The organism is Neobacillus sp. BP17 (assembly GCF_059579525.1).
The window spans coordinates 3,765,001-3,785,198 of sequence record NZ_CM184198.1 but is presented as its reverse complement, the minus strand read 5'-3'; the positions used below and the strand labels follow the sequence as shown (position 1 = coordinate 3,785,198).

The following is a 20,198-nucleotide window of genomic DNA, read 5'->3' as shown; positions in this document are numbered from 1 at the left end:
CTTTAATATTGGTAGAAGTAAGCTAATTCATGTAATCACAAAACAGATTCAATCATTTTTGAAAAATTAAAAAGTAATTTCCTTTTTTTCTTTACAACAATCAAAGAATATAATATTCTCATTATTGAGAATGATAATAATATATAGGAGCTAATTTAATATGATAAATGAATCAACTGTTGACGTTATTTTGCATCCTGTTCGAATGAGAATCATCCAGTATTTAATTAACCAACAACTTACAGCGCAGCAATTAAAAGAATTTCTACCAGATATCCCGCAAGCGTCATTGTATCGCAACTTAAAAAAATTAGTTGAAGCAGAAGTCATTCATATAGTAGATGAAATTCCAATTAGAGGAACAGTCGAAAAAGTTTATTCCATCCATAATCCTAACAAGGTATCCATTGGACCTGAAGACTTAAATAAGCTTTCAAGAGATGAACATATGAGCCTTTTTATTAAATTTATGGCCAATTTAATGGGCGAATATGATCGATACTTAGATCAGGACAGCATCGATCTAGTTACCGATGGTGTCACATTCCGACAAGCATCCATCCACTTAAATGATGAGGAGTATGTGGAATTTATAAACGAACTTTCAGCTGTTTATCAAAAAGTTATTAAAAACGAACCAAAAGAGGGGAGAAGAAGAAGGACAGTAGCTACAATCGTGATTCCAGAGAAAAAGAGAAGTTTGGAAAAATGATAAGTAAGTACAAGTTGATTGGAGTGGAAGGCGGCGAAGACTCCTGCGGGAGTACGGGACAGGGGAGACCCCGCAGGCGCTGAAAGCGTTGAGGAGGCTCCCCGAACCGCCCGCGGAAAGCGAAGCCGGCTGGAACGGAAATCAACTGACTAGTATAATGTAGTTAGCCAAACAAAAAAGACTGTCGATTTTTAACCTCGAATCCTTCGAAATTGTCGACAGTCTGAAATGGTCATCAATTTGATGATCATTTTTTTTGTTTCTGCTGAAAAATTTGTTGAAATATAGTATATTAATAGATGATAACAACAGGATAGAAAAGTGCTAGCAGATTGCTAATGGATATATAGGAGTGAATAACATGTCTGAAAACGAAAGAATTCAATTAAATGTAAGAATTACAAAAGACACTTCGAAGTTGCTAGATGAAATCGTTGAATATTACCAACAAGGATTGAAGCTTGGTCGAATCTATAAAGGAGATGTACTAACAGATATCATTGAAAAGTCGTATGAAGTAATGAACAAGCAAAAAAGATCATTAACAAAAAGGTATTAATGGGATTTTCGTTAGTGAGAATGAATACTCTAAAACAATTTAGATCCTCGTTGGTGCTTAAGGGGCATTATTGAATATGATATAATTCTCATTAGACATATAAGAGAATGCGAGGACATAATGTGAAGGGAAAAATTACAGCACAAAGCATCAGTCTATTTGAAAAAAAGGGTTTTACCGAAACGTCCATTCAAGACATCGTTGATTCACTTGGTGTTACAAAGGGAACTTTCTACTATTACTTTTCGAGTAAGGAAGAATTACTAATGGATATCCATCTTGGTTATATAGACGGTTTACTTCATAATCAGGACCATATATTAAATGACACTTCAAAATCATTCAAGGAAAAATTATCTGCGAATGTTTATATGCTAATTACGAATATAACAACCCAAGGTGCGGCTGCTAAAATTTTCTTTCGGGAAATGAATAATTTAAGTCCCGAGCATCTTAAAATAATTGAACAAAAAAGAGACCAATTCCGACTAAACATTGAAGGACTAATTCGTGCCGGTATGGAAAATGGGGAGCTCCGTGCTGAACTAAATGCCCCTATCATTACTATGGGGATTCTTGGTATTACCAATTGGAGTTACCAATGGTTTAATCCAGATGGAAACTGCACAGACGAAGAAGTTGCGGAGATTTTTGTCGAAATGATCTTAAAGGGAATTCAAGACAATTAAAGATAAAAGGTATAGTACACTATATTTTAAGGGGACTTGAAGTGATTCAAGCCTTTTTTTGTGGAGAAATATTAATAAACTATGAACAAACTATTAATTAGTATGGAAGAATGGTGTTTATAGTTGATATGCTTAAATTTTGAGATAAACTTAATAAAAAGAACATTTTAGGTATCAGTAGGAGTTGAATTATTTTGAGAATTTTAGTGATCGAAGATAATAAAAGTGTCTGTTCCATGATTGAAATGTTTTTTGCCAAAGAAGGGATAGATGGGGAGTTTGTGAATGACGGACTCGAAGGATATAACCGCATTAAAGAAGAGACTTGGGATGCAGCTATTATCGATTGGATGCTCCCGGGTATGGACGGAGTAACCATCTGCCGTAAAATTCGTCAAGAAAATTATACGGTTCCAATCATCATGTTAACAGCCAAAGACAGTGAGTCCGACCAGGTGCTTGGTCTTGAAATGGGTGCGGATGATTATGTGACCAAGCCATTCAGTCCGCTGACATTAATGGCAAGAATTAAGGCAGTAACACGGCGGTTCCAACCCCAAGTACCTAAGGAAAGTGGCGATTTCCTTCAGACAGAACATTTTAAAATTAGCAAAAATACACGTGAAGTGATCGTCGACGGTACCCCGGTCACAAATTTAACACCAAAAGAGTTTGATTTACTTTACTATATGGTTGAACATCCCCGCCAAGTATTCTCAAGGGAGCAACTTCTGGAACGAGTGTGGGGCTATCAGTTTTATGGGGACGAACGAACGGTGGATGTCCATATTAAACGACTTCGGAAAAAAGTTGAAACAACTGCACAGCCATTCTTCCATACTGTATGGGGGGTAGGGTATAAGTTTGATGAGTCAATCAAAACGGATGAAGTTTAGATACATTTACCAACAATTTTTCAGTCATATCAGTATTATAATTGTTGCTTTCTTAGTATTAAGTTTGTTGTTTGCGCATTATGTTGAAAATTTGGTCTATGAAAATAAAGTAAATGAACTGATATCCTACGGGAAGGCGATTCTTTCCGAGATTGATGAATCTCCACAAGCGGCGGACCAAATTATTAATCGTTATAGTTCGGTGTTGACAACAAGAAAAATGAGCTTTAGTATCTTTGATCAATATGGAAAACTATATGCTGTTGGAAAACAGGGTCCAGCTATTGGAGGTTTGTCTGACAAGGATTGGGATCGGATTTCTAAAGGTCGAACCCTTGTGGTAAATAGTGATTTTAAAAGGTTCGGTCAAGAAGGTGTTACCTTTGTTGTTTTACCGTATCTTAATAATGGAACCTTTATAGGTGGAATTCTATTAACCTCACCGATTAGCGGCTCTAGTGCCATGGTTCATCGTGTTAATCAGTATATTATGTACGCCATTATTATTGCGCTTGTTGTTTCCTTTCTGCTTAGCTGGTTTTTATCGAGAATTCATGTGCACCGGATTAAACGTCTTCGTGAAGCAACCTCACTTGTCTCAGCGGGAAATTATCATGTCCACGTTGCATCTTCAAATTTCGATGAGATTGGTGAATTAGCAAATGATTTTAATCATATGGTTAATAAAATTAATACCTCGATGGAGGAAATTGAAAGTCTAGAAAATAGACGAAGACAATTTTTATCGGATGTTTCCCATGAAATGCGGACGCCCTTAACGACTATTAGCGGCGTCATCGAAGGCTTGAAAAATGATATGATTCCAGAGGAAGATAAAGAAAGAGGAATAAATCTTGTAAGTCAAGAAGCAAAAAGACTTATCCGCCTTGTCAATGAAAACTTGGATTATGACAAAATACGCTCCAATCAAATTCGGTTGTACAGAGAAGATATCCAACTCCTTGAGGCATTTGAGATTATTCAAGATCAATTAATGCTGCAAGCAGAGGATAAAAATAATCAGATTCTAATTGAGGCAGAACCAGAAGTAATTGTAAATGCTGACTATGACCGACTGATTCAAATTTTAATTAATATTACCAAAAATAGCATTCAATTTACCACGAACGGGACGATTTGGCTTCGCGGGCGAAAGGAAGGGCAGTCGACTATTATTGAAGTGGAGGATACCGGGATTGGCATTGATCCGAGTGAGATAGAAAACATCTGGCGCCGATTCTATAAGGCTGATATCTCTAGGACCAGTAACCCCTATGGAGAATTTGGATTGGGCCTTTCGATTGTTAAGCAATTGGTTCTCCTTCATAATGGGGAAATTAATGTTTTCAGTGAAGAGGGAAAAGGAACAAAATTCGTCATTAAACTATAAAAATTGCGAGAAGCTGTGGGCTAATGCCTGCAGCTTTTTTGTTCAATAAAGATAAAAATTCGTAGATATTTCTAAAAGCCGTTATAGTTTGTTAATAATTTCTTAAGATTTGCAAGGTAAAGTAAAGATAAGATAAAGAATGCTTAAAGGAGATTGAATGAAATGGATTATAAAAATGATAATGAATTCGATAAAGATCAACCAAATACATCTGATTTAACAGAAATTACAAAAGCAAAAGAACAATTAGAGGAGTCAATTAAAATCAACCATACTGAAGAAAATTCCTATGCAGTGGATGCGACCTTCACAGTGGAAACAAATGATTTTGGGAATCGTAAGGAACAAGAAACACAATCTGAATTTGAACCTGCAACGAAATCAACAGTAACACCAGGAATGGAACCAACGCGTACAACCAATCAAGTGGATCAAAAGAAAATGAAAAAACGGAACGTAAAGGGATTTGCCTCCACACTTGCAGCTGGGGTAATTGGGTCTGTATTGACATTAGCGATTTTGCCACATACAGACTACATAAAAGATCATTTCCCGAAAGTGGAGTCTCAAGAGGCAATTAGTTCTCAACAAGGTACTGCGGTCAAACCTGTAGTAGCTCAGCCAACAGCGACAACTTCTAATTCGATTGCGGATACAGTTGAAAAGGTATCGAAGGCGATTGTCGGGATTGTCAATTACCAGCAACAACAGAATAATTTTTATGGAAATTCTAGTTCTTCGCAAAGTGTGGAAAGCGGTTCGGGGTCGGGAGTTATTTTTCAAAAAAATAATAATACAGCCTATATTGTCACCAATAACCACGTCGTCGAAGGGGCTACGAAACTAGAAGTATCTTTGTATGACGGTGAAAAAGCCACCGCTGAAGTGGTTGGCACAGATGCTTTAACGGATCTCGCTGTTTTAAAAATTGACGCCAAATACGTGACGGCAACGGCTGATTTTGGTGATTCGTCAACACTTCGTCCAGGCGACCAGGTCTATGCCATCGGGAACCCGCTTGGACTTGATCTTTCAAGAACAGTCACACAAGGGATTGTGAGTGCAACTAACCGAAGTATTGCCATTACAACCTCTGCAGGAAATTGGGATACCAATGTTATTCAGACCGATGCAGCAATTAATCCTGGGAACAGCGGGGGTGCTTTAATTAACCCACAAGGACAAGTGATTGGCATTAATAGTTTGAAAATTTCAGAGAGTGGTGTCGAAGGATTAGGCTTTGCGATTCCTAGTAATGATCTAATTCCCATTGTAAATGAATTAATTAAGAATGGTAAAATCGACCGTCCATATCTTGGGGTAGGACTTGCCGATCTTAATCAAGTGGCACAAATGTATTGGCAAAACCTGCCAAGCACAACAAAAGGTGTTATGCTCACAAATATTGAGGCCAATTCAGCAGCTGCAAACGCTGGACTCCAAGTAAAAGATATTATTGTTTCCATGAATGGCACGGAAATTACCAGTTCCTCTGATTTACGAAAATATCTATATACGAAAGTAAACAAGGGGGATGAAATAAAATTGGGAGTTTACCGCGATGGAAAACAAATCACTGTAAAAGTGAAACTTGCGGATTAATTGGAGGGAGTATCAAGAAAAATGTCATTTTTAAAACAAAATAAAATAATGGTAATAATCCTATCAGTACTTATTGTAGCGTCAGTAATTTTACTAAGTTTCACCCTTAAGAAGGAGGATACAGTCGCAACGTTTAATGGAGAGGCCATTAGTAAAGACCAGCTATATAGTGAAATGGTCGAACAGTACGGTCCTGCTACCGTGGATAAAATCATAAGCGAAAAAATTGTGGCTGCAGAAGCTAAAAAACAAAAAGTTAGTGTTAAAGATAGTGAACTGAATCAAGAAATTGAAACTTTAAAAGCATCATATGGCGGCGAAGAAGCCTTTAATAAAGCGCTTGAAACCAACAATACTTCTTTAACATACCTAAAACAAGATCTAAAAAATTACTTGACGATTAAAAAATTGCTGGAGCCGGAAATTACCATTACCGATGAGGAAATGAAGACTTATTTTAATGAAAACAAAGATACATTTGCCCAAGCCGAGCAAATTAAAGCAAGTCATATTCTAGTTGCTGATGAGAAAACCGCGAATGAGGTCAAAGAAAAGTTAAACAATGGCGGAGATTTTGCAAAGTTAGCGAAAGAATATTCGACCGATGAGAGTACGAAGGATGCTGGAGGCGAACTTGGTTATTTTGCAAAAGGTACCTTGGTCACAGAATTTGATGATGCAGCATTTGGCCTTGCCGTCGGAAAAGTTAGTAAGCCTGTAAAGACAAAGTATGGGTACCATATTATTAAAGTAGAGGCTAAAAAGAAGGGAAAAGAAGCAAATTATAATGACAGTAAGGCTAAAATAAAAGAAACATTACTAGATCAGAAAATTGACTCTGAGTACGCAACATGGCTAGAGAAAAAGAAGAAGAGTTATGATATTAAGAATACCTTAGAAGAAGTCTAACCTAATGGTCACGAGGTGAATAACAAGATGAATCGGGTCGGGAAATTTGCAGCGAATGATACAGTAGATGATCTTGAACTAATGCATATGGTTTTTGAACTTCCCGAAAAGGATAAAATGATTATGTGGTCAGAGGGCTATATTGATCTTGTGATTGAGAAATTGCCTGAGTATGCCCGAGATGTATTGGAGAATCGCAAGGAAAAGTGGGAAGATACAAAAGCTTATTATGAAAAGAAGATTGAAGATATTATTAACCAGGAAGAGTTTAAATTGATGCAAAAGGGCGAACGGAAGGAGTTCGCCCTTTTCGTCAAGGATCGGTATCCAGAGTACCAATCATTATTATTTTTGATCTATGATGGTAATCTAAAAGAAGATGACTTTAGGAAGTTTGTCTATCGCAGAAGGCAGGGATCTCGTAAAAAGTACCTTCATTAAATGAAGATTGGCGAAAAAAAGTGTCAAGTAAGCGAAATAACACGGAAAATTGGCGAAATAACTTTTCAATTTGGCGAAATCCACCCGAGGGTCCGCGAAATAACCGCCCCAAGCGGCGAAATCTGAATTCCTAACCTTTAGATTAATCAGAAAAAATAGGCTTGCAATCGGTATCAGAACTATTTACAATGAAACTAACTAATTGGAAACGGAGGTGGAGAAGAGATGAAACGTTCTATTTATGCACGGTTACTTTGGTTGGAAGCACTCAATATTTATCGTGCAATTTTTCATGGTGTAATTTTCAAAGGGGGTAGTCTGCCCTTTTTTCAAAATCACAAAATGAATATGGAACGATAACACATCTCTTTACCCACTTTAAATAAGCAGGAAGAGAGTGCGCAAATCTGCACTCTTTTTTCATGCCTAATTTTAACTAGCCGCGGGTCATAAAAGATGCCCGCGGCTTTTTTTATTCGGAAGAGAGTGTTCATCTTAATTTATATAAATAAGGAGAATGAACATGATTATTTGCAGTGTAAACCATATTACCAAATCATTTGGCGGAAATATAATTTTTAAAGATCTATCCTTTGAAGTACAAGAAGGAAACAGGATTGGCTTTGTCGGGCGTAATGGCGGTGGTAAAACAACGTTATTAAAGCTATTAGCCAACCAAGAATCGGTTGATGAAGGGGTTATTCATTGGAAAAAGGGTTTGAAGATTGGTTACTTGGCCCAGATACCTGATTTCAAGGAACTAACAAGTAAAGAAGTACTAAAAACAGCATTTGAGCAATTAACAGCCACCGAAACTAAGCTTCGACAATTAGAAGTTGAAATGGGAGATGAAGCTGCACCAGGACACCTCCAAAGATTAATGGATCAATATGGAAAGCTCCAGGATGAATTTATCTTAAATGGCGGGTATGAAATGGATGCCCAATTGGATAGGATTGCAAACGGGTTGAATATTACCGACCTGCTTGATAAACCCTTCTCATCATTAAGCGGCGGAGAAAAAACAAAAGTTGGATTGGGTTTGAGTTTATTGAAAAATCCTGAGCTTCTTCTGCTAGATGAACCGACCAACCATTTAGATATGAAAGCGATTGAATGGCTGGGGGCCTTTCTAAAGGAATATACAGGAACGATTATTCTCATCTCACATGACCGTTACTTTTTAGATGAAGTGGTCACGAAAGTGATGGAAATGGAAGATGGAGAAATTGAACTGTACCATACGAATTTCAGCGGTTATGTGAAAGAAAAAGAAGAACGGCTCTTAAGAGAATTTCAGGAATATCAAGAACAACAGAAAAAAATAAAAAAAATGAAAGAAGCAATAAAGCGTCTCCGTGACTGGGCGAACCGCTCCAATCCACCAAGTGCTGCCCTTCATAAACGGGCGACCAATATGCAGAGGGCACTGGATCGAATTGAAAAACTAGACCGCCCAAAAATAGACGTCAAAAAAATGGCGATTGATTTCGAAGCCCATGATCGAAGCGGTAAAGATGTAATCGTCATAGAGGACATTGCGAAGAGTTTTGGAAGGAAGAACTTGTTTGACAAAGTAAACATGCTCGTACAATATAAGGACCGCACTGCAATTGTCGGGGAAAATGGTACCGGTAAATCCACACTTTTAAAAATGATTCTGAAGGAAATGGAGCCAGATAAAGGTGTTGTCAAGGTGGGCAGCAATGTAAAGGCAGGTTATCTGTCACAACATGTCTTTACGGATATTGGCGAACAACAGCTGATTGACGTGTTTCGGTCTGAAGTCGTCGTCAATGAAGGAGAGGCTCGTCATATTTTAGCCCGGTTCTTATTTTACGGGCCAGCCGTTTTTCGGAAGGTTAGTCAACTGAGCGGCGGGGAGAGAATGAGACTTAGACTTGCCCAGTTGATGTACCAGGATATTAATCTTTTGATTCTGGATGAACCAACCAATCATCTCGATATTGATTCCTGTGAGGTGTTAGAGGAAGCGCTTGAACAGTTTAATGGCACTATTTTAGCTGTGTCCCATGACCGTTATTTTCTCAATAAATTGTTTAAGAAAATATACTGGCTCCAGGATGGGACTGTTCGCTATTTCGACGGGAATTATGATTGGGCAAAAAGCAAATTGGAAGAAACAATCCAGATAAAACAGCCGGAAAGGCCAGTGTTGACGAAAACTTCCTCACCTAAGGCATCAAAAGTGGGAGAAGTGGGGTCAGCCTTGATTGAGGAAAAAATTGAGCAAATTGAATCGGAAATTCAGCTTTTAAAACAAAAACTTAGTGAGGAACGTGAACTTGAATTGCTGCAAAGAATTTATCTTGAATTAGAGGAACGGGAACATAAACGTGATAGTCTCTACCAACAGCTAGAAGAAATTATCTAAAAAGAAATAGCTCCCCTTCAACATTTGGGGAGCTGCAATGGAGTCGCAAGTTTGCGGCTTCTTTTTTGTGGTAGAAATTACTTTTCGAAAGGGGTGCTTTTCCTTATAATTAGAGATGTTTCTTTCATAAAGGATGGGTTGGTATGAATATTCATTTTTCTTTAAAGCAAGTATCGCTCCTTTTAATCGTTACCTTGACAGGGGTGGTTTGGTCAGTCATCTTTCATCATCCGCTAGTCATAGGATTTTTTCCAGGCTATCTCATACTTACTTGGTTGGCTGCGAGAAAAAATTTACGTTTAAAACAGATTCTACATATTAGTATTTTGGGTGTGAACAAAACTAGAATCGTCATCTTAATTTTATTTCTGGTGAGTTTTTTACTGCCATCTTGGTATTTAGCAGGGACTATTCAGCAAATGGTGGAAATTGCTCTGCATTTTATTGTTCCAAATCATTTTTTTGTCTTATCCTTTCTCTGTGCTTTGGTATTTTCCATGCTGCTGGGAACAACGGTCGGGACTTTAAGTGCAATTGGCATACCAATCATCGGAACGGCAATCGTTCTGAAACTTCCCGTCGAATTGGTGGCAGGCGCCTTGGTTTCAGGTGCATTTGTAGGAGATAGAACTTCCCCGTTTTCAAGCGCCCATCAACTATTGTCACATACAGTTGAATTGCCCTTAAAAAGACAATGGAAAGCGATGCTTTTTACTACGCTAGCCGCTATTTTTCTATGCTTTTGCTTTTATGGAGCGGCGGACTATCTAGTCTCAGGTACGGCTGGTTCAAAGCAGCAACTTGTAAGTTGGAATGATCTTTCTCTCATTAAATTTATCCCACCGTCTATCTTAATTATATTTGTCCTTTTAAGAATTAGTATCGTTTATGCTTTTTTAACAAGCATTCTATCAGCAGCAGCCATCGCACTTTTCAGTGGATCTTCGTGGCCAAAACTCGTATTCTCATTGTGGCATGGAATCGAGGGGCTAGGCGGTGGGTTCCTTCATATGTATGAATTGCTACTATTTCTAGCTTTAGCAGGTGCATATAATGGACTTTTGGAAGAAATGAATGTCATTCAGCCCTATTTAGATAGATGGTTACAATCATCCCGCACGCTAACTGGCGACACACTAAAAACAATGCTGGCGACATTTTTGATCACGTTAATCGCGGCAAATCAAACGCTGCCGATTATTCTCACTGGCAGGTCTTTTCTGCCCCATTGGTCTAGTAAATATGGTAAAGAAGAGTTAGCTCGAGTCATGGGGGATTCCACCATGTTGTTTCCGGGGGTGGTGCCCTGGAGTGTGCTTGCCATTATGTGCAGTACCATTGTCGGAATACCAATAATGGCATACCTTCCATTTGCACTTTTTTTATGGATTTTACCTATTTTAACGATTCTAGTATCCTTAGTAAAACAAGCCCGGAAATCTAAAGAAAAGCAAGCAATAATAGCCTAAATGGAGTCCGATGCGGCTCCTTTTCTGCAATCAGATATGAATCACTCCGAATGAAGTCCCTAAATCTTTCATATATGTGATAGTAAAGAATTTGGACAAGGGATGATCAGATGCTGAAAAAGTTGGCGATAATAGGATTCGGGAGCACGATGATCGGGATTGGTATTAATGGGTTTATTCTGCCATTACATATCATTAATGGAGGATTTTTTGGCATCAGCCTGCTGCTAAAATATATTTTGGGTTTTAAAGTTGGAATGACATTTATCTTACTAAATATTCCTGTTTACATGTACGCCTACAAATCAGACCCCGAGTATTTTTTTAATGGTGTGATGGGAGCAATCTGTTCCGGTATTATGATTGAATTGCTGGTGCCATTGAATGGAATGTTTCATTTGTCCGTCCTTAGCAGTGTGATTCTAGGAGCTGTAATCATTGGGAGCGGGGTTGGGGTGATGCTCCGAAATCATATTAGTCCAGGCGGAATGGATCTGCTGGCCCTGCTTATTGCTAAATGGTCTAGAATGAATGTTGGGTTAATTATGTTTGTGATGGATGCTGTTATAATTATTACCGGTTTGTTCCTGCTGCAAGATGTGAAACTTTTTTATTCGCTTGTTATCGTTGCAATAGTGGGACTATTGGCAAGTCTGATTACCACTAGGAACATTGAGCAGCATGTAATAAAGTAAATATTACACATTAGGGGTAAGATGAGTAAGTATAAAAAGGCTTGTTAATAAGGAGATATACGATGGAACCTCTCAGAGATCTTCTCAAGGAAAATTTAAAGATTTTATTTGTTGGTTTTAATCCAAGCATTCGCTCTAGTGAACTTGGGCATCATTATGCAAGTCCAAACAATCGTTTTTGGAAGATATTGTACGAATCAGGGTTAACACCACGGAAATATGAAGCAATGGAAGATGCGAAGCTTTTAGATTTAGGATTTGGATCTACTAATATTGTTGAAAGACCGACAAAGGCAGCGGATGAAATTACCAAAGAAGAGTATACGGAGGGTAGTGAAATCTTAAAGATGAAGATCAATCAGCTTAAGCCAAAGGTAGTCTGCTTCGTTGGAAAAGGAGTCTATCAGCAATACAGTGGGTTAAAAGTAATTCAGTGGGGAAGACAAACCACTAGCATTGTTCCAGGGGTTGTCGATTTCGTAGCGCCATCTTCTAGTGGTCTAGTACGCATGAAGCTGGAGGAAATTATTAATATTTATAAAGGGCTTGTCCCTCTGCTAACAGAATAAAACATCGTCGGGTGATGCTGCTCCCCGGCGATGTTTTTTATGCTTCGAATTTATTTTTATAGTGGGACAAGGCGATGAGAGGAAAAATATAACGATAGCTGTGATAGTGAATGTAAAAACCACCGGCCATACCTTGCCCCTTCGGATAAGCGGTAGTCCAATCTTCTTTTTCGAGGGAAGTTAATAAATAGGTGATTCCGTTTCTAATTTGTTCTGTAGGTTCTTCTGAAGCAGCAATCAAGGCATCAAGTGCCCAGGCAGTGTGTGTTAAGGTGCTAAATCCTAATGGCACATAAGCCTTTTTACTATCACTATGGCATGACTCACCCCAGCCGCCATCTTTATTTTGAATACCATCTAACCATTTTACGGATCTTTGGATAGCTGCATGATTGGAAGGAATCCCAGCGGCTAATAACCCTGTTATGGCTCCCCATGTTCCATAAAGATAGCAAATACCCCATCTTCCATACCAAGAACCATCCTTCAATTGATTACTTAACAGCCATTCCACCCCTTTATGGATTGCTTTATGGTCCCTCGATAGATTCGTGTAATTCCCCAAAAACTCTAGCGTTCTCCCCGTAATGTCAGCACAAGATGGATCTGTTAGCAAAAATTCTCCTTTTTCAATGGGGAGAAATTCGAATAATTTTGTATCGGTATTTTTTTCAAACGCTCCCCAGCCGCCATCGTCATTTTGCATCGATAAAAGCCAGTTAAGGCCCCGGTCCCAGACATGCCTTTCAAGAGGATTCATTCTCGAAATAGACCGGAGTGATGCTGTTGTATCGTCCACATCTGGATTCATCGTATTGACATCTGAAAATCCCCATCCTCCTGGCAATGTCTTTGGATTATGAATGACCCAATCACCAAATTTATGATGCTGCCGGTTTAAAAGATATTGATTGGCCATTGTCACCATTGGGTCATCTGAGGCAACCCCAGCGGATTGCAGAGCATAACCAATCAATGAAGTATTCCAGACATTTGCTGTTGTGTACTGCATATGGGGATGGCCGTTGATATCGCATTTCATCGCAAGCAACCCGTTCACAGCCTTGGTGATTACGGGATCTGTTTTCTTGTACCCATGGGACAGCAGAGCAAATATCATTAAAAAGGTGCAACTGTAATAACTATAAAAAGTGCCGTCGGGTTCGAGGTGGTTCAGCATGTAGTACTTAGCCCGTTTGACCGCTAACTGATGGAGTTGTTCAGGTAAGCCCATTAATCTTTTAACTCCATCCTTGATAAATGAAAGAAGGGAACGGTATTCTGAGGAGCGAAACCAGAGATTTTCCTGCTGCCGGTGTAAATATAGTTCCGAAAGATTAGGGCTCATTGACGTTTTGATAAAAAACTTTTTATCAGCAAGTAGAATAATTGGTGTTAGATTGGCTCGCCCAAAGACAGAAAAGGAATAAAAATTAATTGGAAAATAATGTGGCAGGAGGATAATTTCAATGGGAAGAGGTGAAAAATCTGGCCAAATATATTGTCCTGTTAAAGAAAGCATCACTTTGGTAAAGATACTTACTTCTTCTAAGCCGCCTTTGGATAAAATAAATTTTTTCGCCGCTCGCAAACGCATGTCATCCTTCTTGGCATACCCTGAATATAACAATGCGTAATAGGCTTCCACGGTGGCGGTCAAGTTGCCATCACCCTCATCGTAGAAAAGCTTCCAAGCCCCATTCTTTTCTTGCTTACTAAAAATCCTCGCCACCAAGCCTCGAATTAATTCTTCATCATTTAATTCCAATGTCCGCAATAAAATGATCGTATAGGCATCTGTTGACAATCCTGTTTCAAAAGGGTAATTCCATGATCCGTTGGGAGATTGGTCTGCTCGAAGCCTTTCAATAAGCCAATCGATGCCCTTGCTAGTATTAATCATAGGTATTTCTCATTCCTCTCCCAGAAATCTATTCTCATTCATACATATTCCATTGGTGGAAGGAGAATTCGTATAGGAGGTCATGAGCCATTTTTTTTACGAGAAATCGCCAAAAAACAACACTTGAAATGATTAGAGAAGAATTAAAAAATAAGAGCAAACAAGCAGCGATGCCGCCCAAACTTACGGAAGCAGATGGTGCGCTTTTAGAGCAAATAAGAGGAAAGACAGCCGTGCATAACCTAAATAATGTCACAAGAACAAAGGCCTACTTAGAATTTTACCTTCTCCATCCTGAAATTCATTGGGCATTCCTTGGACATATGGTTTCCCGTAATGGCGGCTGGAACATGACCGACTTAAAGGGAGAATTTCTCACCCGTTTGCTCTCGAAAAAAGATAGTGAAACCTTTTTTGCCTTTTTAGAGCGTGGGAATTGGCTGATTTTCCAAGATGTATACCCGCAATTTTTGCTGTATCAGGAGAGTTTAAGGAAAAATAAACCATTATTTTATTTATGTTCTTATCTCAATATTTCAACCTTCATGGAAACCATTTGGAATCAATTTTGGCATACCCAAGAAGCCTATATCCTTGCCATCGCCCTGGTTATCAATGAACAAAGTTATTTGGAGAAACGAGTAGTTCAAAATCCGCTTTACCAAAAGGGTGTGTTAAATAAATTCGAATTTATCCTCCAAGATTTGCTTTCATTTAACCATATTCTTTTTCCTTATGGAAAAAAGAACCTAGCAGGGCAAACACTCCATCAGTTTGAGTCATTACATGAGCGTATTTTACTTGGAAAAAGATTATATACGATCCTTTTTAAAAACAGGGAGCGGTTAAAACAAGTTTTAGACTGGGCAAAAAACCATCCGCATACCGGATCAAGGAAGGATTACTGGCCGCATATTTTTAATAACGTTAACGAAGGGATTCCGGGATTTGCCTATCAAACACGTTTAAAAGCCTGTCAGCTTAGACCGCGGGCAAGAAAAATATATAGTCCAGCCCTTCAGTACGCTTGGAAGAATGTCAGCCAAACGGAGGCTGAAAAAGGGGATTGGTTTAAAGATGATCATGTGGTGGATTATTTAATTGAGGACCATGAAAAAATAGACGGGGAGATAATAAATGAATACTGTAAAACACTTGAACGACTCGAACTCGCAGCCATCGCGAAAAAAGCCATTTCGATTTTGGACTAACCCTTCCTTTGCAACGGTGTTTTTAGCAACCTTGCTTGCGACCTATTTAGATCTATATTTAGTAGGTAAAGGCATATATAAGTTTCCTATGAGGCCAATCCCAAATGTCTTCTCCATTAATATTGGGTTTACACTTGTGGTGATACCGGTGTTTATTGTCGTTTTCCTACGGGTTATGGACCGGTTGAATAAATGGGGGAAGGCAGGAGTAATCTTATTCATCAGTCTTTTAATGCCCATCTTTGAAAGATTTGCGGAATTGTTGGGATGGTTTGAACACGCTGAGAACTGGAAACACCTTTATTCGTTTTTTGGCTACCTGCTATTTTTAGCATTTATTTATTCTTTTTACACCTGGATGGCAAAACGAAAAGATTAACAGACAAAAAGCCGAGATTTTCATCTCGGCTTTTGCGATGTAACCGTCAGTTACACCTTGCCCCTTCCGTCCGTACAGTGGTTAAGTGTCCCGCAACAAGCGAATGTTCGGAAGGGGTACTATTATATTACCACTACAAACTCAGAAATATAACCAATCATCGAAAATTAGGGTGCGAAACTTTCTTTTCTTACTTGAAAAGTGTATGATAATAATGATTTTTACATAAAGGAGTGTTTTTTAATGGCTAAAAAAGGATACATAGTAATGGAAAATGGAGAAAAGATGGAGCTTGAATTTTACCCTAATGAAGCTCCAGGTACAGTTGCGAATTTTGAAAAATTAGCGAACGAAGGTTTTTACAATGGTGTGGTTTTCCATCGTGTCATCCCTGGCTTTGTAAGCCAAGGAGGAGATCCGACGGGAACTGGGATGGGCGGCCCAGGCTACACAATTAATTGTGAAACAGAAGGAAACCCTCACAAGCATGTTCCAGGTTCCTTATCAATGGCGCATGCTGGTAGAAATACAGGGGGCAGCCAGTTCTTCATCGTTCATGAATCACAACCTCATTTAAATGGTGTTCACACTGTTTTTGGTCAAGTGACATCAGGACTCGAGACTGCTCTTAAAATGAAAAATGGTGACAAAATGAAAGAAGTTAATGTATTTGATGAGGAGTAATCCTTAGAAGGGAGAGCAGCTTTGCTCTCTCTTTTTTTTGTCTAATTTATGATTGGATAGGGTAAATTAACCTCAAAAGTCAAATTGGGGGTCATTTATGAAAAAATTTGTATTCATACTCATTCCATTCCTGTTTTTTTCCTTTCAATTAATAGCTAAAGCCGAAAAGACAGAAGTCAAAAATTTGCAGGCTGCGATTATTATTGACGATTTTGGCGGCGGGACAGGTGGGGTCCGGGACTTCCTTGAAGGAGATATACCGATTACTGCTGCAGTCATGCCATTTACCGAGCACTCGAAGGAACATGCCAAATGGGCACATAAATACGGCATCGAAGTAATGATTCATTTATCAATGGAACCGAAAAGAGGGAAAAGATCCTGGCTTGGACCAAGGCCAATCACGAATGATCTTTCACCAGCAGAAGTAAAACAAATTGTCGAGGATGCAATAAAGGATGTTCCATATGCTGTCGGAATCAATAACCATATGGGTTCCCTTGCCGTTGAAAATGAACAAATTGTTCGCGCAATCGTTGAGGTGGCTAAGAAAAAAAGATTATATATCATCGATAGTGCGACGAGCCCAAACACAAAATTCCCGAAAATAGCCAAAGAGCTAGGTGTTCCCATCCTTAAAAGGGATGTATTTTTAGACGACATTTCCTCCTCTTCACACGTGTACAAACAAATGATTAGACTAGCAAAGGTTACTGAAATTAAAGGTACAGGAATTGCGATTGGGCATGTTGGTATTACAGGAAAGGTATGTTCGATTGGTGTTTTTCAATCGATAGATGAATTCGAAAAACGAAATATAAAAATTGTCCCTGCCTCTGACCTGTTTTCCGGCAAGGCAGCAGAAAAATACTTTATACCATTAAAAAAGGGCAGTTAACCACTGCCTTTTATTTCGCGTTCATTCTACTTTCACAATTGCACCATTACTGATAAAATGTCTCCTATCAAAAACAAATTAATAATTAGTAACTAAGGGAGAAGGAATCGCAAAAAATGAAATTAGTATCATGGAATGTCAATGGGCTTAGAGCGTGTGTTAAAAAAGGGTTTTTGGATTATTTTCAGGAAGTTAATGCAGACATCTTTTGTGTGCAGGAAACGAAACTGCAAGAAGGGCAAATTAATTTGGAGTTGGATGGTTATCACCAATATTGGAACTATGCAATTAAGAAAGGATATTCCGGTACTGCTGTTTTTACAAAAAACAAACCACTTTCCGTTCGGTATGGCGTTGGGACAGATGAATCTGAAGACGAAGGTAGAATACTTACCTTAGAATTTGATGATTTTTTCTTAGTCAATGTTTATACCCCAAATTCACAAAGAGATCTAGCCCGAATTAATTTTCGATTGGAATGGGAAGATCGAATTCTTCAACATATAAAGGAATTAGATCAACTGAAACCAGTGGTCCTATGCGGGGACTTAAATGTTGCTCATCAGGAAATTGATTTGCGTAATCCTAAATCAAATCTAGGCAATTCTGGGTTCACTGAGGAAGAACGTGGTAAAATGACTTCCTTACTTGCTGAAGGGTTTATTGACAGCTACCGCCATTTTCATCCTGATCAAGAGGGGGCATATACCTGGTGGTCTTATATGGCTAAAGTCCGGGAAAGAAATATTGGCTGGCGAATTGACTATTTTATTGTCTCTGAAAAGTTACGTGAGCGACTTAAGAATGTGGACATTCATTGTAATGTAATGGGAAGCGACCATTGTCCGATCCTATTAGAAATCAATTGATTTAATACAATTAGTTTTTCTTATGGTAAATTATAAAATACCTGTCATTTTCTTTATGAAGTAGCTGCATTATAGTTGAATTATAGAAAGTTGCGGATAGGGGAAATGACATGGATAGTAAAAAAGATGTAAAACATCAGTTTGGAAAAAGTGCTGATTCCTATGTGAGTAGTGCCATCCACAAGGATGGGAAGGACTTGCAAAAACTTGTCCAATTGGCGACGTTCACTGGCGAAGAAGACTTACTGGATATTGCTACTGGCGGAGGACATACTGCTAATGCGTTTGCTCCTTTGCTTAAGAAAGTCACAGCTTTGGATTTAACTCCGGAAATGTTAAAAGCAGCAGAAAAATTTATTCGAGCAAATGGTCATTTAAATGTCGATTTTATAATAGGGGATGCAGAAAATCTTCCTTTTTCAGATGGAGTATTTGATATTGTTACCTGTCGGATTGCTCCGCACCATTTTCCTAACGTAAATAAATTTGTTCAGGAAGTTCATCGGGTGTTAAAGCCATCTGGTCAGTTTTTACTTGATGATAATGTTGTTCCAGAAGAAGATGACTATGACTTATTTTATAATACGGTCGAAAAATGGCGGGACTACAGTCATTTTCGCGCTTGGAAAAAGAGTGAATGGCTCCACATGCTTGAGGTGAATGGATTTGAGGTTCATGAAATACATCGATTTGAAAAAACATTCCAATATGAGTCTTGGTGTAACCGAATGAATTTACCAGAGAATGAAAAAGATAAGTTATCCAACTACATCCAAAACTCCTCTCAAAAAGTTAAAGAGAAATTCAGGGTGTCAATTGCGAATGATCAAGTCATCTCATTACAAGGTGAAGCAGTTATTATGAAGGCGTTAAAAAGGTAAAAAACCTTTGCAGAAAGAGTGGATTTCTCTTTTTGCAAAGGTTTTTTGCCATTTAAACATCGTTCAGAGCTGTTCCAATCACATCAAATTCCGGCATTTTCTCTTCCAAAACCGATTGATTTAATTGCTCTTGTTCACTAGGAGCAACGAATCCATTTTCATCCTCTTTTTTCATGAAGTCCATACTCACTTTCATGTCATCTCCTTTTGCAAAACACAAGTACAAAAGTATTTTTTCCTATAAAAAGTAATCTAAACCTAATTATTTTATCTTTTCTATTGGTATGTTATTAATCATGATTATTGCAAGTCCAGTAATTTCTTCGGAGACTTGCAATTCATTTTAAATAAATTGAAAGAAAGTGGTTGACGAATGGTTTATAGGGTAGTATTATATTCCTTGTCGCTGAAACGAAATAACTAATTTAAAGATTTAAAAAGGTAATTTCGAAATGAAGTTGACGATGATTAAATGTTATGTTAAAATAACAAATGTCGCTAATCACTCGATTGGCTGACGAAAGATTAATAGACTTGTTCTTTGAAAACTAAACAAACAAAATCGTGCAAACAAACAATAACTTTTAGTTTCGAATATGGAACTAAGCCAACGTAACAAATGAGCTAATCAACTTTCTTGGAGAGTTTGATCCTGGCTCAGGACGAACGCTGGCGGCGTGCCTAATACATGCAAGTCGAGCGAGACTCTTCGGAGTCTAGCGGCGGACGGGTGAGTAACACGTGGGCAACCTGCCTGTAAGACTGGGATAACACCGGGAAACCGGTGCTAATACCGGATAATCCTTTTCCTCTCATGAGGAAAAGCTGAAAGTCGGTTTCGGCTGACACTTACAGATGGGCCCGCGGCGCATTAGCTAGTTGGTGAGGTAACGGCTCACCAAGGCGACGATGCGTAGCCGACCTGAGAGGGTGATCGGCCACACTGGGACTGAGACACGGCCCAGACTCCTACGGGAGGCAGCAGTAGGGAATCTTCCACAATGGACGAAAGTCTGATGGAGCAACGCCGCGTGAGCGATGAAGGCC

21 protein-coding genes and 1 rRNA gene (1 of these 22 running past the window's edge) are annotated in these 20,198 nt (G+C 38.7%); 20 read left to right on the top strand and 2 right to left on the bottom strand.

The genetic code is table 11. The features are described 5' to 3' along the window. Window positions 1-160: 160 nt before the first annotated feature. From AC4QJR_RS18290 to AC4QJR_RS18230, 13 genes are all read left to right on the top strand, one after another. On the top strand, window positions 161-712 hold the full coding sequence (locus AC4QJR_RS18290) for a helix-turn-helix domain-containing protein (protein WP_496523792.1): 552 nt from the start codon (window positions 161-163) through the stop codon (window positions 710-712). Between the two features lie 361 nt (window positions 713-1,073). Continuing rightward, complete coding sequence (locus tag AC4QJR_RS18285) at window positions 1,074-1,271, top strand: hypothetical protein (protein WP_098576725.1); 198 nt, start codon at window positions 1,074-1,076, stop codon at window positions 1,269-1,271. 122 nt (window positions 1,272-1,393) lie between these two features. Further along, on the top strand, window positions 1,394-1,960 hold the full coding sequence (locus tag AC4QJR_RS18280) for a TetR/AcrR family transcriptional regulator (protein ID WP_496523791.1): 567 nt from the start codon (window positions 1,394-1,396) through the stop codon (window positions 1,958-1,960). 194 nt (window positions 1,961-2,154) lie between these two features. Next, complete coding sequence (locus AC4QJR_RS18275; RefSeq protein WP_098576727.1) at window positions 2,155-2,856, top strand: response regulator transcription factor; 702 nt, start codon at window positions 2,155-2,157, stop codon at window positions 2,854-2,856. Then, window positions 2,846-4,246, top strand: coding sequence for an ATP-binding protein (locus tag AC4QJR_RS18270; RefSeq protein WP_251462875.1), 1,401 nt, complete (start codon window positions 2,846-2,848; stop codon window positions 4,244-4,246). The genes AC4QJR_RS18275 and AC4QJR_RS18270 overlap by 11 nt, the downstream gene beginning before the upstream one ends. A 162-nt stretch (window positions 4,247-4,408) precedes the next feature. Further along, window positions 4,409-5,848, top strand: a complete 1,440-nt coding sequence (locus AC4QJR_RS18265) for a S1C family serine protease (protein ID WP_496523790.1) — start codon at window positions 4,409-4,411, stop codon at window positions 5,846-5,848. Between the two features lie 21 nt (window positions 5,849-5,869). Then, entirely contained in the window at window positions 5,870-6,757 is an 888-nt protein-coding gene (locus tag AC4QJR_RS18260; RefSeq protein ID WP_496523789.1) for a peptidylprolyl isomerase, read from the top strand. A 27-nt stretch (window positions 6,758-6,784) separates the two neighbouring features. Continuing rightward, a complete protein-coding gene (locus AC4QJR_RS18255) occupies window positions 6,785-7,198 on the top strand; it encodes a hypothetical protein (RefSeq protein WP_098576731.1) in 414 nt (137 codons plus the stop codon). A 225-nt stretch (window positions 7,199-7,423) separates the two neighbouring features. Next, a complete protein-coding gene (locus tag AC4QJR_RS18250; RefSeq protein ID WP_496523788.1) occupies window positions 7,424-7,558 on the top strand; it encodes an RAxF-45 family protein in 135 nt (44 codons plus the stop codon). A gap of 163 nt (window positions 7,559-7,721) precedes the next feature. Then, complete coding sequence (abc-f, locus tag AC4QJR_RS18245) at window positions 7,722-9,593, top strand: ribosomal protection-like ABC-F family protein (RefSeq protein WP_496526706.1); 1,872 nt, start codon at window positions 7,722-7,724, stop codon at window positions 9,591-9,593. A gap of 143 nt (window positions 9,594-9,736) precedes the next feature. Then, complete coding sequence (locus tag AC4QJR_RS18240) at window positions 9,737-11,062, top strand: Na+/H+ antiporter NhaC family protein (protein WP_496523787.1); 1,326 nt, start codon at window positions 9,737-9,739, stop codon at window positions 11,060-11,062. Between the two features lie 110 nt (window positions 11,063-11,172). Then, window positions 11,173-11,757, top strand: a complete 585-nt coding sequence (locus AC4QJR_RS18235; RefSeq protein ID WP_496523786.1) for a YitT family protein — start codon at window positions 11,173-11,175, stop codon at window positions 11,755-11,757. Between the two features lie 62 nt (window positions 11,758-11,819). Beyond that, the gene (locus AC4QJR_RS18230; RefSeq protein ID WP_496523785.1) at window positions 11,820-12,326 is read left to right on the top strand and encodes a mismatch-specific DNA-glycosylase; all 507 of its coding nucleotides are present in this window, start codon (window positions 11,820-11,822) and stop codon (window positions 12,324-12,326) included. A 37-nt stretch (window positions 12,327-12,363) separates the two neighbouring features. On the opposite strand, the gene AC4QJR_RS18225 is transcribed toward AC4QJR_RS18230, so the two are convergent. Next, the gene (locus tag AC4QJR_RS18225) at window positions 12,364-14,229 is read right to left on the bottom strand and encodes a terpene cyclase/mutase family protein (RefSeq protein WP_496523784.1); all 1,866 of its coding nucleotides are present in this window, start codon (window positions 14,227-14,229) and stop codon (window positions 12,364-12,366) included. Window positions 14,230-14,357: 128 nt separating this feature from the next. Between AC4QJR_RS18225 and AC4QJR_RS18220 the strand changes: the two genes are divergently transcribed. The 6 genes from AC4QJR_RS18220 (at window position 14,358) to AC4QJR_RS18195 (ending at window position 19,151) form a co-directional block, all read left to right on the top strand. Beyond that, window positions 14,358-15,440: a DUF2515 domain-containing protein gene (locus AC4QJR_RS18220; RefSeq protein ID WP_098576737.1), complete on the top strand. Its 1,083-nt coding sequence runs from the start codon at window positions 14,358-14,360 to the stop codon at window positions 15,438-15,440. After that, window positions 15,367-15,819, top strand: coding sequence for a CBO0543 family protein (locus tag AC4QJR_RS18215; protein WP_257148653.1), 453 nt, complete (start codon window positions 15,367-15,369; stop codon window positions 15,817-15,819). The genes AC4QJR_RS18220 and AC4QJR_RS18215 overlap by 74 nt, the downstream gene beginning before the upstream one ends. A 243-nt stretch (window positions 15,820-16,062) precedes the next feature. Then, window positions 16,063-16,503 carry a peptidylprolyl isomerase gene (locus tag AC4QJR_RS18210; RefSeq protein WP_496523783.1) on the top strand — a complete coding sequence of 147 codons (441 nt, stop codon included), beginning with the start codon at window positions 16,063-16,065 and terminating at the stop codon, window positions 16,501-16,503. Between the two features lie 97 nt (window positions 16,504-16,600). Further along, window positions 16,601-17,401: a divergent polysaccharide deacetylase family protein gene (locus AC4QJR_RS18205; protein ID WP_496523782.1), complete on the top strand. Its 801-nt coding sequence runs from the start codon at window positions 16,601-16,603 to the stop codon at window positions 17,399-17,401. Between the two features lie 116 nt (window positions 17,402-17,517). After that, window positions 17,518-18,270, top strand: a complete 753-nt coding sequence (locus tag AC4QJR_RS18200; protein WP_098576740.1) for an exodeoxyribonuclease III — start codon at window positions 17,518-17,520, stop codon at window positions 18,268-18,270. A gap of 110 nt (window positions 18,271-18,380) precedes the next feature. Beyond that, entirely contained in the window at window positions 18,381-19,151 is a 771-nt protein-coding gene (locus tag AC4QJR_RS18195) for a class I SAM-dependent methyltransferase (RefSeq protein ID WP_496523781.1), read from the top strand. Between the two features lie 52 nt (window positions 19,152-19,203). Here the strand turns inward: AC4QJR_RS18195 and AC4QJR_RS18190 are convergent, their stop codons facing one another. Further along, the gene (locus AC4QJR_RS18190; RefSeq protein ID WP_180230280.1) at window positions 19,204-19,347 is read right to left on the bottom strand and encodes a hypothetical protein; all 144 of its coding nucleotides are present in this window, start codon (window positions 19,345-19,347) and stop codon (window positions 19,204-19,206) included. 438 nt (window positions 19,348-19,785) lie between these two features. Between AC4QJR_RS18190 and AC4QJR_RS18185 the strand changes: the two genes are divergently transcribed. Beyond that, window positions 19,786-20,198: ribosomal RNA gene (locus tag AC4QJR_RS18185) — 16S ribosomal RNA — on the top strand (it continues 1,125 nt past the right edge of the window).

Excerpts from the sequence above, each read along its gene's own strand:
- AC4QJR_RS18290 (WP_496523792.1), top strand. The coding sequence starts at position 161 with ATGATAAATGAATCAACTGTTGACGTTATTTTGCATCCTGTTCGAATG.
- AC4QJR_RS18285 (WP_098576725.1), top strand. The coding sequence starts at position 1,074 with ATGTCTGAAAACGAAAGAATTCAATTAAATGTAAGAATTACAAAAGAC.
- AC4QJR_RS18270 (WP_251462875.1), top strand. The coding sequence starts at position 2,846 with ATGAAGTTTAGATACATTTACCAACAATTTTTCAGTCATATCAGTATT.
- AC4QJR_RS18265 (WP_496523790.1), top strand. The coding sequence starts at position 4,409 with ATGGATTATAAAAATGATAATGAATTCGATAAAGATCAACCAAATACA.
- AC4QJR_RS18260 (WP_496523789.1), top strand. The coding sequence starts at position 5,870 with ATGTCATTTTTAAAACAAAATAAAATAATGGTAATAATCCTATCAGTA.
- AC4QJR_RS18255 (WP_098576731.1), top strand. The coding sequence starts at position 6,785 with ATGAATCGGGTCGGGAAATTTGCAGCGAATGATACAGTAGATGATCTT.
- AC4QJR_RS18250 (WP_496523788.1), top strand. The coding sequence starts at position 7,424 with ATGAAACGTTCTATTTATGCACGGTTACTTTGGTTGGAAGCACTCAAT.
- abc-f (WP_496526706.1), top strand. The coding sequence starts at position 7,722 with ATGATTATTTGCAGTGTAAACCATATTACCAAATCATTTGGCGGAAAT.
- AC4QJR_RS18240 (WP_496523787.1), top strand. The coding sequence starts at position 9,737 with ATGAATATTCATTTTTCTTTAAAGCAAGTATCGCTCCTTTTAATCGTT.
- AC4QJR_RS18235 (WP_496523786.1), top strand. The coding sequence starts at position 11,173 with ATGCTGAAAAAGTTGGCGATAATAGGATTCGGGAGCACGATGATCGGG.
- AC4QJR_RS18230 (WP_496523785.1), top strand. The coding sequence starts at position 11,820 with ATGGAACCTCTCAGAGATCTTCTCAAGGAAAATTTAAAGATTTTATTT.
- AC4QJR_RS18225 (WP_496523784.1), bottom strand. The coding sequence starts at position 14,229 with ATGATTAATACTAGCAAGGGCATCGATTGGCTTATTGAAAGGCTTCGA.
- AC4QJR_RS18220 (WP_098576737.1), top strand. The coding sequence starts at position 14,358 with ATGATTAGAGAAGAATTAAAAAATAAGAGCAAACAAGCAGCGATGCCG.
- AC4QJR_RS18215 (WP_257148653.1), top strand. The coding sequence starts at position 15,367 with ATGAATACTGTAAAACACTTGAACGACTCGAACTCGCAGCCATCGCGA.
- AC4QJR_RS18210 (WP_496523783.1), top strand. The coding sequence starts at position 16,063 with ATGGCTAAAAAAGGATACATAGTAATGGAAAATGGAGAAAAGATGGAG.
- AC4QJR_RS18205 (WP_496523782.1), top strand. The coding sequence starts at position 16,601 with ATGAAAAAATTTGTATTCATACTCATTCCATTCCTGTTTTTTTCCTTT.
- AC4QJR_RS18200 (WP_098576740.1), top strand. The coding sequence starts at position 17,518 with ATGAAATTAGTATCATGGAATGTCAATGGGCTTAGAGCGTGTGTTAAA.
- AC4QJR_RS18195 (WP_496523781.1), top strand. The coding sequence starts at position 18,381 with ATGGATAGTAAAAAAGATGTAAAACATCAGTTTGGAAAAAGTGCTGAT.
- AC4QJR_RS18190 (WP_180230280.1), bottom strand. The coding sequence starts at position 19,347 with ATGAAAGTGAGTATGGACTTCATGAAAAAAGAGGATGAAAATGGATTC.